The organism is Rhodovulum sp. HP10 (genome assembly GCF_047553435.1).
GTDB lineage: Bacteria > Pseudomonadota > Alphaproteobacteria > Rhodobacterales > Rhodobacteraceae > Rhodovulum.
In genome coordinates, this window is the sequence record NZ_CP180201.1 from 26,980 (window position 1) to 43,078 (window position 16,099).

Consider the following 16,099-nt stretch of genomic DNA (forward strand, 5'->3'; position numbering starts at 1 on the left):
TGCGACAGGAACAGGCCGACCGCTCTCGGCCGCGAGTGCCTGGTAGCAGCGAATCATGACAGGACATTTTGGCGGGACTGCAAGTCATTGCGGGCTGAGGAAATTGTGGAACAGATATTCCGCTCGGCCCCACATATTACCCAGAAGTTAGAAAGTTCACTTGAAACCAGCATGATACGTTGCAGACCACCCGCACCATTTCTAAGTCGAGATAAAACTCCGGGGCGGTCTTTGCTCGGCCTGCCAAGCGATCAGGCCGGTGTTAGGGGCAGGATTCATAACCAATAGATGACGACCGCCGCGAGAGCGATGGCTGATAGGAACACCTTTGGGCATCGGTCATAGCGGGTCGCGACGCGCCTGCAATCCTTGAGCCTGCCGAACATGATCTCGATCCGGTTGCGCCGCTTGTAGCGTCGCTTATCGTATTTGGCGGGCGTCTTCCGTTGTTTCCGGCCGGGGATGCAGGCGCGTATGCCCTTGTCCTGCAAAGCTTCTCCGAACCAGTCGGCATCGTAGCCGAGATTCCCGAGCCGCCATTCGACGTTTGGCTGGCCGCTGAGCAATGCGCGCGCGCCGATGTAATCGCTCACCTGTCCGGCGGTGACGAACAGGTCGATCGGTCGTCCCTGACTGTCGCAGATGGCGTGCAGCTTGGCGTTCATGCCGCCTTTGGTTCGACCGATCAGACGACCACGCCCCCCTTTTGGGCGGCCATGCTGGTCGCCGTTCGATGGGCCTTTAGATATGTCGCGGCGATCATCACGGTCTTCTCTTCGCCGTGCTCAGCGGCCAGACCTGCCATCATCCGGGCGAAGATGCCTTTCTCGCTCCACCGCTTCCACCGGCTGTAAAGCGTCTTATGCGGACCATACTCCCTCGGCGCATCCCGCCAACGTAAGCTATTGCGATTGATGATGATAATCCCACCCAACACGCGCCTGTCGTCCCCCCGGGGCTTACCATGAGACTTCGGGAAAAAGGGGCCACACGTGCCATCTGCGCCTCGGTCAGCCAGAAGAGATCGCTCATCTCGCCGCTCCGTTTTCGGAGCCGTGAAGCATGCTGCGCGACCGAAATAAATGCATCCTGACCCCAGAATCGCGAGGCAGGCTCGGTGCCATGCATCGCATTGACCCCATAGAAGACTTCTAAGGCCGTGTACCCCGCTGCGCGGAAGCCTGAACCAGAAGGAAATCGATCAGTCCGGGCAGCGCCTCGGCGACGATTGCACCACGACGCGACAGGACTGGATGAAGGATCGGCGCGGGTATTGCGACAGATCAACCGCAGGCCCTGATGGCCGCTGATCGGCCGGTGCCACGCAGTCTGCGTAGGAACTGGGCGATCCGGGCCAGGCCGAGCGCGCCGAGATGCGGCCTCAGGCAGTCAGCACTCCGGCCAGCCCCTCCAGCATCGTAAGGCATTGGGCCAGCTGGTCGCGGCTGACATATTCGTCGGGTTTGTGGGCCTGCGCGATGGCGCCGGGGCCGCAGACGGCGGCGGCGCAGCCGAGGCTCTGGAACAGCCCGGCCTCGGTCGAGAACGGCACCGTCTCGGCGCGCTCCTGTCCGGTGAGCTCGGCCAGGAGCCTGCGCGCGGCGTTCCCTGCCAGGGGCTCGAGCCCGACCACCTCGCCGATCACATGGGTCAGGATGCGGGCCTCGGGTGCCACAGCCTGCATGTCGGGCAGAAGCTCGGCCACATGGCGCGCCATCGCCTCCTTGACGAAGGCGATATCGTCCGAGCGCACCGGGCGCATTTCCCAAGCGACCTCGGCCTTGCCCGGGATCACGTTATGGACATGCCCGCCCGAGATCCGCCCGAGATTGACCGTGGTCCAGGGCGGCTCGAACGGACTGTCCTCCGGCGCACGGGCCTTGAGGTCGTCGGCCAGCCGCATCAGGCGGGTGACATAGCGCACGGCGGCTTCGGCCGCGTTCGCGCCCGCATCCGGGTTCGAGCCATGGCCTTCGCGGCCGTGGAATTCGACGGTGTATTCGCAGCAGCCCTTGTGGGCTTCGACGATGCGCATCTCGGTCGGCTCGCCGATCAGCGCGATGGCGGGACGCAGTCCGCGGGCCGAAAGCTCGGCCACCAGCGCCTGCCCGCCGAGACAACCGACCTCCTCGTCATGGGTGAAGGCGAAATGGAGCGGGCGGGTGAGCTCGAGCCCGGCATAGAGCGGCGCCATGGCGAGGCAGGCGGCGATGAACCCCTTCATGTCGCAGGTGCCGCGCCCGTAAAGCCGCCCGTCGGCCTCGTGCAGCGTAAACGGGTCGGTCGACCAGTCCTGATCGGCGACCGGTACCACGTCGGTATGGCCCGACAACACGATCCCGCCATCGGTGTTGCGCGGCCCCAGCGTCGCGAAGAGGTTCGCCTTGTGCCCGGTCGCGTCGTGAAACAGATCGACCCGCGCGCCCAGATCGCCCAGAAGCGCGGCGATATGGACGATCATCTCGAGGTTCGACTCGGACGAAACGGTGGGAAAGGCCACCAGATCGGCGAGGATCGCGCAGGTGTCGTCAAGCCGGGTCATCATGGTTTCACATAGAGCTTGCGGGGGCGGTTGCACAGGGTCTCGGCCGGGCCCTCCTCGCGGATCAGGATCGATTCCGTGATCTCGAGCCCCCAGTTCTCCATCCAGAGGCCGGGCATGAAATGGAAGGTCATGCCTTCCTCCAGCAGGGTGTCGTCCTCTTCGCGCAGCGAGATCGTGCGCTCGCCCCAGTCGGGCGGATAGCTGAGCCCGACCGGATAGCCGCAGCGCGCGCCCCGCCGGATGCCCGCGCGTTCCAGCGGCGCAGCCAGCGCATTGGCGATGTCGCAGGCGCGGTTGCCGGCCTTGGCGGCCCAGAGCCCGGCCTCGATCCCCTCGATCAGCGCGGCTTCGGCGGCGCGCATGTAATCGGGCGGTTCGCCCAGGAAGATCGTCCGGCAGAAGGGCGCGTGATAGCGGCGGTAACAGCCCGAGATCTCGAAGAAGGTGGCCTCGCCGCTCTCGAAGGGCCGCCCGTCCCAGGTCAGATGCGAGGCCGAGGCATCCTTGCCCGAGGGCAGAAGCGGCACGATTGCCGGATAATCGCCCCAGTCGCCATTGCCCGCCAGCGCGTCGCGGTAGAGATCGGCCACCAGCTCATTCTTGGGCAGGCCCGGCTCGATCCGGTCCAGAACCCCGTCGATCATCCGTTCAGAGATCGAGGCGGCACGGCGCATGAAGTCGAGCTCTTCGTCGGACTTGACCGTACGCTGCCAGTTCACCAGCGCGGTGGCATCGACCAGATGCGCTTCGGGCAGGGCGTCGCGCAGCGTCACATAGGCCTTGGCCGAGAAATAGTAATTCTCCATCTCGACCCCGATCCGCCGGGCGCCATAGCCCAGATCGTGCAGAAGCCCCGCCAGATGCTGCATCGGGTGGCGCTCGGTCGATTGCACATAGGCGTCGGAATAATGCGTGATATGGGCGCCCGCCATCCAGACCGTGCGCACTGCACCGTTTGCGTCCATCTGGCGGCCCCACCACATCGGGTCGGCATCGTGAAAGACCAGCACGCCTTGATGCACATAGAAGGACCAGCCGTCATAGCCCGTCAGCCAGGCCATGTTCGACGGGTCCTCGACAAAGAGGATGTCGATGCCCTTTTCCTCCATCGCCCGTCGCACCAGTCCAAGCCGCCGTTCGTATTCGGCCAGCGAGAAGGGCGCGCGGCCTTCGGCGGCATAGCCGAACTGGACGATTTCTTCGGTCATGGGCAGAGGGCTCCTTGCGGCAGGCCGCCGCCGGGCGGACCGGGACGGAAAGGGGGTAAAGGGGGCGATGCGGCCGATGAGACAGAAGCCGCCCTGCCACGTCAAGGGGGCGGGCAGGGGCGGGATGCCGATGGCCCGGCCTTGCCCGCCCGGCTGCCGCCTTTCCGGGCGATGGGGTGGGAAGAACGGGCGTTCCGGGCTAGGTGTGAGGGGCAGGGGGCCCATGCCCCGGACCGAAACGCATCATGTCCCGCCGTCTGGACCAGTCGTCTGGCCCGGTCTTGCGGCCGGGCGCGATGCCGGAAGAAAGGACACGGCGGATGCTGAAGAACGACATGCTGGAACAGTGGGACCGGGAGAGCTTCTTCCACCCCTCGACCCATCTGGCGCAATTCGCCCGCGGCGAGGCGCCCGAGCGGGTGATCTCGGGCGGGCAGGGCGTCTTTATCGAGGATCGCGAGGGCACCCGGCTGCTCGATGCCTTTGCCGGGCTTTATTGCGTGAATGTGGGCTACGGGCGGAGCGAGATCGCCGAGGCCATCGCCGAACAGGCGCGCCAGCTGTCCTATTACCATGCCTATGTGGGGCACGGCACCGAAGCCTCGATCACGCTGGCCAAGATGGTCATGGACCGCGCGCCCGATCACATGTCCAAGGTCTATTTCGGTCTTGGCGGCTCGGACGCGAACGAGACCAACATCAAGCTTGTCTGGTATTACAACAACGTGCGCGGCCGGCCCGCGAAGAAGAAGATCATCAGCCGCTGGCGGGGCTATCACGGCTCGGGGCTGATGACGGGCTCGCTGACCGGGCTTGCGGGGTTCCACAACAAGTTCGACCTGCCGCTGGCACCGATCCTTCATACCGAGGCGCCCTATTACTACCGCCGCCCCGATCTCGACATGACCGAGGCCGATTTCGTGGCCCATTGCGCGGCCGAGCTCGAGGCGCTGATCGCGCGCGAAGGGGCCGACACCATCGCGGCCTTCATCGGCGAGCCGGTGCTGGGCACGGGCGGGATCGTGCCGCCGCCCGCGGGCTATTGGGACGCGATCCAGCCGATCCTTGAAAAGCACGATATCCTGCTGATCGTCGATGAGGTCGTCACCGGCTTCGGCCGTCTGGGCGAGATGTTCGGGTCCTCGAAATACGGGCTGAAACCCGATCTCATCACCATCGCCAAGGGGCTGACCTCGGCCTATGCACCGCTCTCGGGGTCCATCGTGTCGGAGCGGATGTGGAAGGTTCTGGAAGAGGGCACCGACGAATTCGGCCCCATCGGCCATGGCTGGACCTATTCGGCGCATCCCATCGGGGCGGCGGCGGGCATCGCCAATCTCAGGCTCATCGACGATCTGGGGCTGGTGAAGAACGCGGCCGAAACGGGCGGCTATTTCGTCACTGCGATGAAGACCGCGCTGAGCGAGCACGCCCATGTCGGCGACATTCGCGGCGAGGGCATGCTTTGCGCGGTCGAGCTGGTCGAGGACAAGGGCTCGCGCAGCTTCTACGACCCGGCGGGCAAGGTCGCAGGCGCGGTGGTGGCTGCGATGCTGAAAGAGGGCGTGATCGCCCGGGCGATGCCGCAGGGCGACATCATCGGCTTCGCGCCGCCGCTCTGCCTGACCCGGGACGAGGCCGACCGGGTGGTCGATGTCACGGCGAGGGCCGTCAGGGCGGTGCTGGGCTGATCCCGGGGGCAGGGGCGCGCCGCAAGGGCGCGCCCGCTCAGGTGATCAGGCGGTAGCCGTCCTCGAATTCGAACTGGCGCGCGTCGGAGCACCAGCGCAGGCCACGGACCTTCTTGCCCTTGCGGAACCGGCTGTCCATGCCGCGCAGCCGGATCCGGCGGGAATAGGTGCGGGCGGTGATGGCATAGCGGTCGCCGAACCCGTCGACCAGAACCCATTGCGGGGCGCCATTGCTGCCGGGCCGGCCGCTGCCGCGATGACCATAGACGAAATTCGCAGGCCCCATATCGGCGGCGCAGATGCTGATGTCGTAAAGCCGCTCGACAAACCGGTTCAGGCCCTTGCGGTCTGCTTCGGTGAAGGTGCCGGCCTCGATCCGCTGTTGCAGGTTGAGCGCGGTGCCGCCGCTTCCGTCGGTGATATGCTCGGTCAGGCTGCCATAGCCGAGGCTCGTCTTCACGAAGCCGTAAAGATGCGCGACCGGCAGCTCGAAATCCGGATCGAAGATGTTCTCCATCACCAGACGGCGGTATTCGTCATATTGCTTTGCGGTCGAGCGGTAGCGCGAAGCGGGCAGGAAACGCTGCGACAGATGGCCGAAGGTCCACCAGCGGTCGAACATCTCGGTCTTGCGGGGCTTCAGAACCTTGATCAGGACCTGCGGGTAGTCGGGATGCAGGAAGACCCAACGCTCACCGCCTTCGGCAATGCTGTCCTTCGGGTCGAGAGCGATGATGTCTTCGTCAGGGGAGCTCGGCGCGGTCTTGGTCATTCGGTCGTAACTTCGGCAAATCGTGAAACGCGCCAAGAACAGTGGCTGCGGTTGAAACGACCCCTGCCTAAGATGTTTTCCGTTTGATTTCCATACAAATTTCCGAGCCGGCCGCGGCCTGCGCTGCACCGTCGCAAGAGCCCCGGGGTCAGCCGCCGGTATGGCTCATGTGGCGGCTGACCTGACCGTCGGCGCGCTGGCGCGAATAGTCGAAGTCATGGCCCTCGGGCTTGGCCGCGATGGCGGCGCGGATCGCCTCGTGAAGCGGTGCGTCGCTGTCGGGATGGTCGCGCAGCGGCGCGCGCAGATCGGCGCGGTCCTCCTGGCCGAGGCACATGTACAGCTCGCCCGTGCAGGTCAGCCGCACCCGGTTGCAGCTTTCGCAGAAATTATGCGACAGCGGGGTGATGAAGCCGATCTTCTGGCCGGTCTCGGCCAGCCGCACATAGCGCGCGGGGCCGCCGGTACGCTCGGCCAGATCGACGGCCGTGAAGCGCTCCTCGAGCTGCGTGCGCACACCGCGCACGGACCAGTACTGGCCGACCCGGTAATCATTGCCCAGATCGCCCATCGGCATGACCTCGATGAAGGTCAGGTCCATGTCGCGCGCGGCGCACCAGTCGACCAGGTCGAACAGCTCGTCCTCGTTGAACCCCTTCAGCGCGACGGTGTTGATCTTGATCCGAAGCCCGGCCGCCTGCGCCGCATCGATCCCGCGCATCACCTGGGCCAGCCGGCCCCAGCGGGTGACGCGGGCGAATTTCTCGTCGTTCAGCGTGTCGAGGCTGATATTCACGCGGCGCACCCCGGCGGCATGAAGCGCGGCGGCGTGTTTTTCGAGCTGCGAGCCGTTGGTGGTCACGGTCAGCTCGTCCAGCGCGCCGCTGTCGAGATGGCGGCCCATGGCGCGGAAGAAGGTGAGGATGTCGCGCCGGACCAGAGGCTCGCCGCCGGTGATGCGAAGCTTCTTCACCCCGAGCCCGATGAAGGCCGAACAGAGCCGGTCCAGCTCTTCCAGCGTCAGCAGCTCGCGCTTTGGCAGGAAGGTCATGTTCTCGGCCATGCAATAGACACAGCGGAAGTCGCAGCGGTCGGTGACCGAGACCCTGAGATAGGTGATCGCGCGGGCGAAGGGGTCGACAAGGGGCGGCTGCAGCATCATGTCGCAGACCCTAAGGCCTGGGGGAAGCTGCGGCAAGCGCCTTTCGGCTCCGGTTCGAAGCCGTTAGGCTGGCAGGCGACATTGCCAACAGGGAGACCGCCCATGCCGCGCGAGATCGTGCGCCCCCGGGCCGGGGGAAGAGCGCCGGGAACAGCCCTCCGGGACGACGGAAGAGCCGGCCTTTTCCGGGGCCGGGGCCAGCGGCCGGGACCCGAGGCCGGGCTTGATGCCGGAGCCGGGGACAAACCGGGGACGGGTCCGGTCCTGCGCCTTTCGGGGGCGGGCCTTTTCGTCATGCTGGCCGGGTGCAACGGCCTGGGCGGGCTCTCCGGCGGCGCCGCGTCGTCGCAACAGCCGGACGAAGCCGTCGCGGGACCGCCTCTGTCGGTGATCGAAGCGCTTCCGCCCGAGCCGGGCGCGCTTGCCTCTGGTGCCCAAGATGCGACCGGCGCCACCGCGCCTGCCGGGCTCGAAGAGGCCACGGCCCCGGTGCTGGGCTTCGAGCGCGAGCTCGGCGTGACCACGGCCTCGCTCGGCGATCCGACCGATCCCGGTTTCTGGGCGCTGACCCCGCTCACCGACGAGATCCGCAGGGGCCGGCTGGCCGATCCGGTATCGGGCAAGAGCGTGCAGGTCGAACTGCGCCCGAGCGGCGGGGCGTCCGGAGCGGGAACGCGGGTATCGCTTTCCGCGATGCAGGCGCTGGAGGTTCCGTTGATCTCGCTGACGAATCTCAAGGTCTACGCCTCCGAATGACCTCTCGCGGCGCGAAGGCAGCCGCTCCCGCCAGACCTGTCCGGCACCGGATCGGGACCGGAGCGGCCGGGCCGCAGTCCTTGCCTCATCCCGGTATTGCCGTCCCGAGACCAGACGCGGGTCCCGTCGCCCCGGCCTTCCGAACGCGATCGGAACCGGCGATGAGCTTCGCCGCGCCTTTGCGCCCGCTGCGCGCTTTGCAGGCAATCGCGCCCCGAGAACGGGCAGGAACCGCCCGTCCGGAGGCGAATGGCCGAAGACCGGGTCTTGCGCCCGGCGCGCAGCTTTTGCATAACGTCGCACCCGCTGGACAGGATCAGCCCCAGGCGGCACGATCCAACCGCGCGCGCGTCTGAAAACAGAGGAAGGAAGATGTCCGACGAGACCGAGGCCTGGCACATGATGCCGGTGGCGATCCTGGCAGTCCTCTGGAACCTTGCCGGATGTGCCGATTACGTGATGACGCAATATGGCGTTGCCCCCTATCTGCAGCTTTTCACCCAGACCCAGGCCGCCTATTTCACCTCGGTTCCGGCCTTTGTCGACGGGGCCTGGGCGGTCGCGGTCTGGGGCGGGCTGCTCGGCGGGGTTCTGCTGTTTCTCAGGGTCGGCGCGGCACCCTGGGTACTGGGCTTCTCGGCGCTGGGAATGACCGTCGCGGCGGTCTGGCTGATCGTCTTCCAGACACCCGGCCTGACCGAGGTCGCGGGCTATTTCGGCGATGCGATGATCGCGGGCGCGGCGGCGATGGCGATCCTGTTCTATGCCTATGCAAGACAGATGCGGGTCGCCGGAGAGATCTGAAGGAGCGCACCTGTCCCTGGCGCGCCGGCAGGGCCGTGTGCCCGCTGGCTTTGGCACCGATCCTGGCTCTGGAATGAAGCACGGGGTCGTAACTGCGGCGTCCCTGCGGTGGCCATGATCCTCTTGGGCATCCCCCTGCCGAGATCTCGGCGGCTGAGGCCCGCACGCCCGCAGGGCCCCGGATGATGGGAACAGAGCCGCAAGATCCCTCTGCCGGGGGCGGACAGCTAGAGACCGGTTTGCGCGCACCACACCGCCCAGGCCTCGGGCGTATCGAGATCGGTAACGGCGCGCGCGCCCTCTAGAACGACGGGGCGGACGGTCTCGGCAGCAAGCAGGTCGTGCCCGCCGGTATCGTCCGCGACTGCGGCCAAGGCCGGAAACAGCCGCGCCGGAAACAGCACCGGATGCCCTGGGCGGCCATCTTCGGTCATGGCGCGCAGGCAGAGATCGGGCGCCTCGGCGAAGGCATCGATCATCCGGAGCAGATCGCCGGTCTCGATCCCGGGCAGATCCGGCAGAAACAGCATCAGCCCGCGCGCGCCCGCAGCCCCGGCCGCCGCAGCACCCGCGCGGAGCGAGGCGGCCATCTCATCGGACGGATCGACATAGGCGACCCTGAGATGGGGCAGGGCGTCAAGCTGTTCGGCCCGGGGCCCCGCCGCATGGCGGGGCAAGGTCACCAGCACCTCTGCGCCGCTCGCGCCCGCCACCCGCACCTGACGGCGCAACAACGCCTCGCCCCCAACGCATTCCAGAAGCTTGTCGCGGCCATGTGTCCGCGACGGAGCCCCTGCGGCAGGAACCAGGATCAGAATGTCGGTCTTCACGGCCGTTCCCCCTTTCGAACGGTCTGTGGCGATCGTCGTGCGCGTTCCGGTCCGCTTGTTGCTTTCTGCGCAAAGCCGTACTTGCGTCACATATTTGCCCGACAGCGGCGAAAAGCATTGAACATTTCTTACAAGGAGGACTGTCGGATGATCAGACAACTAAGGCCGGCGCTTCGCGGTCTTTGCCTTATCCTATGGGCAGGAAGCGCCGTCGCGCAACCCCAGGTACAGGGGCAGGGGCCGATGCTGTCGGCCGCGCCATCGCCTGTCGAGCGGCTGCTTTCGGTCGGAAGGCCGCCTGAGGCAACCATCCATCAGGCCGCCTGCTGCAGGGTCTGCCGCAAGGGCAAGGCTTGCGGCGACAGCTGCATCAGCCGCGACCGGACGTGCCACAAGGGAGCCGGTTGCGCCTGTAACGGTTGATTTTCGGCCTAGCGTTCCGGGATCAGACCGCGCGGGCTGAACCGCAGCACCACCAGAAGCACCACGCCCATGGTCAGCAGCCGCATATGCGCCACACTGTCAAGAAGATGGGTCTTCAGCGCAGAGCCATCGGCCATGCCAGAGGTGATCGCGCCCATGAACCAGGCGCTCAGGGGCTCGACCTGGACCCAGAGGAACCAGATCAGGAAGCCGCCCAGCACTGCGCCCCAGTTGTTGCCCGAGCCGCCGACGATCACCATCACCCAGATCAGGAAGGTGAAGCGCAGCGGCTGGAACGAGCCCGGGGTCAGCTGGCTGTCATAGGTGATCATCATCGCCCCCGCGAGCCCGCAGATCGCCGAGCCGAGGACGAAGACCTGAAGATGGCGACGGGTGACATCCTTGCCCATGGCGGCGGCGGCGGTCTCGTTGTCGCGGATCGCCCGCATCATCCGGCCCCAGGGCGATTTCAGCGCCTTCTCGCACAGCCAGATCAGCGCGATCAGGACCGCCGCGAAAAGCCCGGCATAAAGCAGCTTGACGAAGATGGTCGAGGCGGTCGTCGGATCGAGCCCCAGCGCTTCGGCCCTCGCGACGAAGGCGGCATTGGCCTGAAGATCGACCTCATAGGGCACCGGGCGCGGAATGCCGTTCACGTTCTTGACGCCGCGGCTCAGCCAGTCCTCGTTCTTCAGGACCGCGATGATGATCTCGGCGATCCCGAGCGTGGCGATGGCCAGATAATCGGCCCGCAGCCCCAGCGCGGTCTTGCCGATCACCCAGGCCGCCCCCGCCGCAAACAGCGCACCGACCGGCCAGGCCAGAAGCACCGGCAATCCGAGCCCGCCGAGATAGCCGGTGGCGGCCGGGTCGATCGCCTCGATCGCCGATACGGCCGGGTCGAAGACGGCGCGGTAGAGGAAGAACCCGGCGACCAGCCAGACCACCATCGCCAGTCCGCGCAGCGTGCCGCGGCCGATACGCCGCCAGATCTGGATCGCGCCGAGGATCACCCCCAGCCCGACCGCCAGCGCCAGCAGGACGCGGGGGCCGCCGGCCGACCAGGCCTCGCCGACCGGCGCCATGGAGACGATCACCACCGCCAGCCCGCCAAGCGCGCTGAAGCCCATGACGCCGATATTGAAGAGCCCGGCATAGCCCCATTGCATATTCACGCCCAGGGCCATGACCGCCGAGATCAGGCCGTAATTCAGGATGTAGAGAGCCGCGTTCCAGCTTTGCAGCATGCCGGTTCCGGCGATCAGAAGAGCCACCAGGGCGAAAAGCCCGATATCGCGCTTGGTCATGCCGTTTTCCCCCGGAAAAGCCCCGTCGGGCGGAACAGGAGCACGATCACCAGGATCACGAAGCTGACCGCGAACTTGTAATCGGTGCTCAGAAGCTGGACCAGCCCGTCAGGCGCCAGGTCCTCGGGCAGGATATAGGTCAGCACCTTCTTCCAGGCATAGGTCACCGTGACCTCGGAAAAGGCGATGAGAAACCCGCCCGCGATGGCACCGACCGGGCTGCCGAGCCCGCCGACGATGGCCGCCGCGAAGATCGGCAGCAGAAGCTGGAAATAGGTGAAGGGCTTGAACGACTTGTCGAGCCCGTACAGCACGCCCGCGATGGTCGCGAGCGCGGCGACGATGATCCAGGTGATGGCCACCACGCGTTCGGGGTTGATCCCTGACAGCAAGGCCAGGTCCTCATTGTCGGAGAAGGCGCGCATCGACTTGCCAGTGCGGGTGCGGTTCAGGAACCAGAACAGCAGCGCCACCACGATCACCGCGGTCGCGATGGTCAGCCCCTGCGTGGTGCGGATCGCCAGCCCCTCGTCAAGCCCGGTCAGGGTCTTGAATTCGCGCGCGGTGACGATGAAGCGCTCGCCATCGGCAAACCGCTGTTCGTCCGGCCCGATCACGATCCGGACCACGCCGTTGAGGATGAACATGACCCCCATCGACACGATCACGAGGATCACGGGCTTTGCACGCTGCGCCCGGTAGAAGCGATAGACCAGCCGGTCCGTTCCCAGCACCAGAAGCGCGGTCGCGGCAATCCCTGCGGGCAGAGCCAGAAGCGCCGTCGGCAGCGGCCCGAAGGAGACGCCCGCGCCCTGCAGTGCCCAGGTTGCGAGAATGGTCATCATCGTCCCGAAGGCCATGGTGTCGCCATGGGCGAAATTCGAGAAGCGGAGGATGCCGTAGATCAGCGTGACCCCAAGCGCGCCCAGCGCCAGCTGCGCCCCGTAGGCCGTGGCCGGAACCAGAACGAAATTTGCGAAGGTCACGAGGGCGTTGAGAAATTCCATCACTGGCAGGTCCCGATATATGTCGCGGCAACCGTCCGCCCGGCCGGACAGACAGGGCGTGTCGCGCCCCGGCCCGCGCGCGCAGACCGGCCCTCCGGGCGGCAAGGATCGGATGCGGGGCGCCGCAGCCGGGCGATGCTTGCGTCATCGGTCATCGCGTCTCTCCTTCGAACGGCTCGGCGCAGCCCGGAGCGCGCCCCGACCGGTTTCATTCACTCTCGGCACAGCTGCCATAGATGTCGACCGCGATCGCCCGCACCGTGTCGCCCTCGGGCTCCGGCCGCAGGGCGCTGTGCCGGGTCAGCACGAAATCGAGCGTCTCGAACACGGTCAGCGCGCCCGCGCCCTGACCCGCCTCGAGCGCGCCGCCGCTGGCCTGCAGCAGGATGCCCTCATGCCCGGGCAGGCGGCGGAACTCGTAGAACCGTCCGGCCTGGTCGCCCTCGGGGGTCATCACCACCTTGGCGCCGGTCTTGCGCCCGACCTCGAGCCCGTAGCGCAATTCGGTCTGCTGACAGCTCGCGCGGCCCGGCTCGATATTGCTGACGCAGACCTGCCGGGCGACGCAGTCGAGCCGCAGATCCCGGGCCTCTGCCATCCCGGCCGACAGGGCCAGAAGACCCGCCAGTATGAAGACATGCCGCATGCTCAACCTCCCAGGAAGGTGCGCCGCACCTCGGGATCGTCGAGCAGGGCGCGCCCGGTATCGGTATAGGCGTTGCGGCCCTGCACCAGCACATAGCCCTTGTCGGCGATCTCCAGCGCCTGGCGCGCGTTCTGTTCCACCATCAGGATCGAGATGCCGGTGCGCGCGACCTCGATGATCCGGTCGAACAGCTCATCCATCACGATCGGGCTGACGCCCGCCGTGGGCTCGTCCAGCATCAGGACCGAGGGCCGGGTCATCAGCGCGCGGCCCACCGCGACCTGCTGGCGCTGCCCGCCCGACAGCTCGCCCGCGGCCTGACGGCGCTTTTCGCGCAGGATCGGGAAAAGCTGATAGACTTCCTCGATGGTGGCCGAAATGTCGTCGCGGCGCAGGAAGGCGCCCATCTCGAGATTTTCTTCGACCGTCATCGAGGCGAAGATGTTGTTGGTCTGCGGCACGAAGGCCATGCCCTTGGCGACCCGCGCCTGCGGGCTAAGCCGGGTGATATCCTCGCCATTCAGCCGGACCGCGCCCGAACGAAGGTCCAGCATCCCGAAGACCGCCTTCATCGCGGTGGACTTGCCGGCGCCGTTGGGGCCCACGATCACCGCGATCTCGCCCTTCTCGACCGCCACCGTGCAGCCATGCAGGATATCGGCCCCGCCATAGCCGCCGGTCATCCGGTCTCCGATCAGGAATGGGTCTTCCATCCGCGCGCCTTCTCGTCCTTCTTCCTGGTCCAAATCCCCCTGCCAAGGCCCGCCAGAGGCGCGGACGGCCGGCTTGAGATACTGGTTTCAGATATCACCGCTCTCAGATACCGGCCCCGGAAGCGGGGGCCGCCTTGATCCTGTTCTTCAGCCCGGTGCCCAGATAGGCCTCGATCACCGCCTCGTTCTGCATGATCTCATCCGCCTTGCCCTGGGCCAGCACCTTGCCCTCGGCCATCACGATCACCGGATCGCAAAGCCGGCCGATGAAATCCATGTCATGTTCGATCACGCAGAAGGTGTAGCCGCGCTCGCGATTGAGCCGCACGATGGCGTCCCCGATGGTGTTCAGCAGTGTCCGGTTCACCCCCGCGCCCACCTCGTCGAGAAACACGATCTTGGCGTCCACCATCATCGTACGCCCAAGCTCCAGAAGCTTCTTCTGTCCGCCCGAAAGATTGCCCGCCTTCTCGTCGGCGACATGCGAGATGGTCAGGAAATCCAGCACCTCGTCGGCCTTGCGGGCCAGCGCGCGTTCCTCATCGGAGATGCGGCCGCGGCGGAAGCAGGCCGACCACAGGCTTTCGCCCGACTGCCCCGCAGGCACCATCATCAGGTTCTCGCGCACCGTCATCGACGAGAATTCATGCGCGATCTGGAAGGTCCGGAGCAGCCCCTTGTGGAACAACTCATGCGGCTTCAGCCCGGTGATATCCTCGCCATTCATGATCACCCGCCCCGAGGTCGGGGGCAGCACGCCGGCAATGACGTTGAACAATGTCGACTTGCCCGCGCCATTCGGTCCGATGAGCCCGGTGATGGAGCCAGTGGCGATCTCGATCGAGGCGCCGTCCACGGCGTGGAACCCGCCGAAATGCCTGTGAAGATTGTCTACCCGGATCAAGCCCAGCCTCCCGATACGAGCCGCGTGCCTACATCATGGGAGCGGCCCGGAAAACCCCGGGCCGCCTTTTCTTCCGTCAGGCCGACACTTTGCCGCATTTAGGGGCAAAAATGCGCAATTTTATGTCGCTTAGCGATAACCGGTCGCCACGAACTCGCCGTCCTCGACCTTGACAACGCGGTAATTGCCCCGGCTCTCGCCGCCTCCGATGAACTCCAGCGCGGTGGCGCCGACATAGTCGATCTCACCGCCCTCGGCGAGGATCCGAAGCGCCTTGTCCAGCTCGCCCGGGTAGATCTCTTCGCCGGGCGCGTTGGCCACGTCCATGATCTTGTCCTTGTAGACCTGCGGATCGGTCGAGCCCGCCGCCTGCATCGCCAGCAGGAGCAGCGCCGTCGCATCATAGCTTTCGCCCGAGAAAATCGCGGTGGAATCGAAGGCCCCGTCCACGATCTCGGCGTATTTCTCGGCGCCGGGCCTGTCATTGCCAGGCAGCTGACCGGTCGAGCCGTCGATCTCGTCGCCGAATTTCTCGGTGGTGGCGTCCGAGACCATGCCGTCGGGGAAGTGGAAGCGGTCGAAGGCGCCCAGATCGAGGGCCGAGCGCACGATGCCCGCGCCGCCCCGGTCGGCATAGCCCGCGACCAGCAGCAGATCGCCCCCGGCGGCGGCCAGCGCGCCGACTTCGGCGGAATAGTCGCCCTTGTCATCCTCATGCGCGGTCGAGATCGTCACCGTGCCGCCGGCGGCGGTGAAGGCGGTCTCGAAGCTGTTGGCCAGGCCCTTGCCGTAATCGTTGTTGGTATAGGTCAGCGCGACCGAGTCGATCCCGTCATCCTTCAGGATGCTGGCCATGACCTCGCCCTGACGGGCATCGGAGGGCGCGGTGCGGAAGAACAGCCCGTCATCCTCCATGTCGGACAGCGCCGGCGAGGTCGCCGAGGGCGAGATCATCACCATGCCGTTGGGCCGCGCCACGTTCTGAAGCACCGCACCGGTCACGCCCGAACAGGCCGCGCCCATGATCCCCTTGACGCCGTCCGAGGTGATCATGCGTTCGGCCGCGGCCGTCGCTGCAGAGCTGTCGATGCAGGTCGAGTCGCCGCGCACCGCAACCACGGTCTCGCCGTTCAGAAGCCTGCCGCTGTCATTGACCTCCTTGATCGCCAGATCGGCCCCGGCGCCCATGGCGACGGACATGGATTCGATCGGCCCGGTGAATCCCAGCAGAACGCCGATCTTGATATCCTCGGCATTCGCGCCGCCCGCGCAGGCCAATGTGGCCGCGCTGGCCAGAAGCAGCTTCTTCATCCTGTCAACTCCCTTTCGGA

14 protein-coding genes and 1 pseudogene are annotated in these 16,099 nt (G+C 66.3%); 3 read left to right on the top strand and 12 right to left on the bottom strand.

The features are described 5' to 3' along the window. Positions 1-275 precede the first annotated feature (275 nt). The 3 genes and pseudogenes from ACK8CO_RS00165 to ACK8CO_RS00175 form a co-directional block, all read right to left on the bottom strand. Positions 276-1,032, bottom strand: a pseudogene (locus ACK8CO_RS00165) (IS5 family transposase). 349 nt (positions 1,033-1,381) lie between these two features. After that, positions 1,382-2,542, bottom strand: a complete 1,161-nt coding sequence (gene argE, locus ACK8CO_RS00170; RefSeq protein WP_414897721.1) for an acetylornithine deacetylase — start codon at positions 2,540-2,542, stop codon at positions 1,382-1,384. Then, positions 2,542-3,753 (bottom strand): M24 family metallopeptidase, encoded by a 1,212-nt coding sequence (locus ACK8CO_RS00175; RefSeq protein WP_414897722.1) that lies wholly within the window; start codon positions 3,751-3,753, stop codon positions 2,542-2,544. Before ACK8CO_RS00175 ends, argE begins: the two co-directional genes overlap by 1 nt. Positions 3,754-4,073: 320 nt before the next feature. Here ACK8CO_RS00175 and ACK8CO_RS00180 point away from each other — a divergent pair, with 320 nt between their 5' ends. Next, positions 4,074-5,444 (top strand): aspartate aminotransferase family protein, encoded by a 1,371-nt coding sequence (locus ACK8CO_RS00180; RefSeq protein ID WP_414897723.1) that lies wholly within the window; start codon positions 4,074-4,076, stop codon positions 5,442-5,444. Positions 5,445-5,481: 37 nt separating this feature from the next. On the opposite strand, the gene ACK8CO_RS00185 is transcribed toward ACK8CO_RS00180, so the two are convergent. Then, positions 5,482-6,216 carry a YrbL family protein gene (locus ACK8CO_RS00185; RefSeq protein WP_414897724.1) on the bottom strand — a complete coding sequence of 245 codons (735 nt, stop codon included), beginning with the start codon at positions 6,214-6,216 and terminating at the stop codon, positions 5,482-5,484. Between the two features lie 148 nt (positions 6,217-6,364). After that, the gene (moaA, locus tag ACK8CO_RS00190; protein WP_414898980.1) at positions 6,365-7,372 is read right to left on the bottom strand and encodes a GTP 3',8-cyclase MoaA; all 1,008 of its coding nucleotides are present in this window, start codon (positions 7,370-7,372) and stop codon (positions 6,365-6,367) included. A gap of 393 nt (positions 7,373-7,765) precedes the next feature. On the opposite strand from moaA, the gene ACK8CO_RS00195 reads away from it, so the two are divergent. Both ACK8CO_RS00195 and ACK8CO_RS00200 read left to right on the top strand, forming a co-directional pair. Further along, entirely contained in the window at positions 7,766-8,134 is a 369-nt protein-coding gene (locus ACK8CO_RS00195; RefSeq protein ID WP_414897725.1) for a D-galactarate dehydratase, read from the top strand. A gap of 372 nt (positions 8,135-8,506) precedes the next feature. Next, complete coding sequence (locus ACK8CO_RS00200; RefSeq protein WP_080616370.1) at positions 8,507-8,938, top strand: hypothetical protein; 432 nt, start codon at positions 8,507-8,509, stop codon at positions 8,936-8,938. 227 nt (positions 8,939-9,165) lie between these two features. On the opposite strand, the gene ACK8CO_RS00205 is transcribed toward ACK8CO_RS00200, so the two are convergent. The 7 genes from ACK8CO_RS00205 to ACK8CO_RS00235 all read right to left on the bottom strand — a co-directional run bounded on the left by ACK8CO_RS00205 (position 9,166) and on the right by ACK8CO_RS00235 (position 16,079). Next, complete coding sequence (locus tag ACK8CO_RS00205) at positions 9,166-9,768, bottom strand: nucleotidyltransferase family protein (protein WP_414897726.1); 603 nt, start codon at positions 9,766-9,768, stop codon at positions 9,166-9,168. Between the two features lie 431 nt (positions 9,769-10,199). Further along, the gene (locus ACK8CO_RS00210) at positions 10,200-11,498 is read right to left on the bottom strand and encodes a branched-chain amino acid ABC transporter permease (protein ID WP_414897727.1); all 1,299 of its coding nucleotides are present in this window, start codon (positions 11,496-11,498) and stop codon (positions 10,200-10,202) included. After that, on the bottom strand, positions 11,495-12,505 hold the full coding sequence (locus tag ACK8CO_RS00215; protein ID WP_414897728.1) for a branched-chain amino acid ABC transporter permease: 1,011 nt from the start codon (positions 12,503-12,505) through the stop codon (positions 11,495-11,497). The genes ACK8CO_RS00210 and ACK8CO_RS00215 overlap by 4 nt, the downstream gene beginning before the upstream one ends. A 208-nt stretch (positions 12,506-12,713) precedes the next feature. Further along, positions 12,714-13,151, bottom strand: a complete 438-nt coding sequence (locus ACK8CO_RS00220) for a hypothetical protein (protein WP_080616366.1) — start codon at positions 13,149-13,151, stop codon at positions 12,714-12,716. A gap of 2 nt (positions 13,152-13,153) precedes the next feature. Further along, entirely contained in the window at positions 13,154-13,864 is a 711-nt protein-coding gene (locus tag ACK8CO_RS00225) for an ABC transporter ATP-binding protein (RefSeq protein WP_414897729.1), read from the bottom strand. 103 nt (positions 13,865-13,967) lie between these two features. Beyond that, positions 13,968-14,768, bottom strand: a complete 801-nt coding sequence (locus ACK8CO_RS00230; RefSeq protein WP_080616364.1) for an ABC transporter ATP-binding protein — start codon at positions 14,766-14,768, stop codon at positions 13,968-13,970. A 129-nt stretch (positions 14,769-14,897) separates the two neighbouring features. Further along, positions 14,898-16,079 (bottom strand): ABC transporter substrate-binding protein, encoded by a 1,182-nt coding sequence (locus ACK8CO_RS00235; protein WP_080616363.1) that lies wholly within the window; start codon positions 16,077-16,079, stop codon positions 14,898-14,900. Positions 16,080-16,099: the final 20 nt, after the last annotated feature.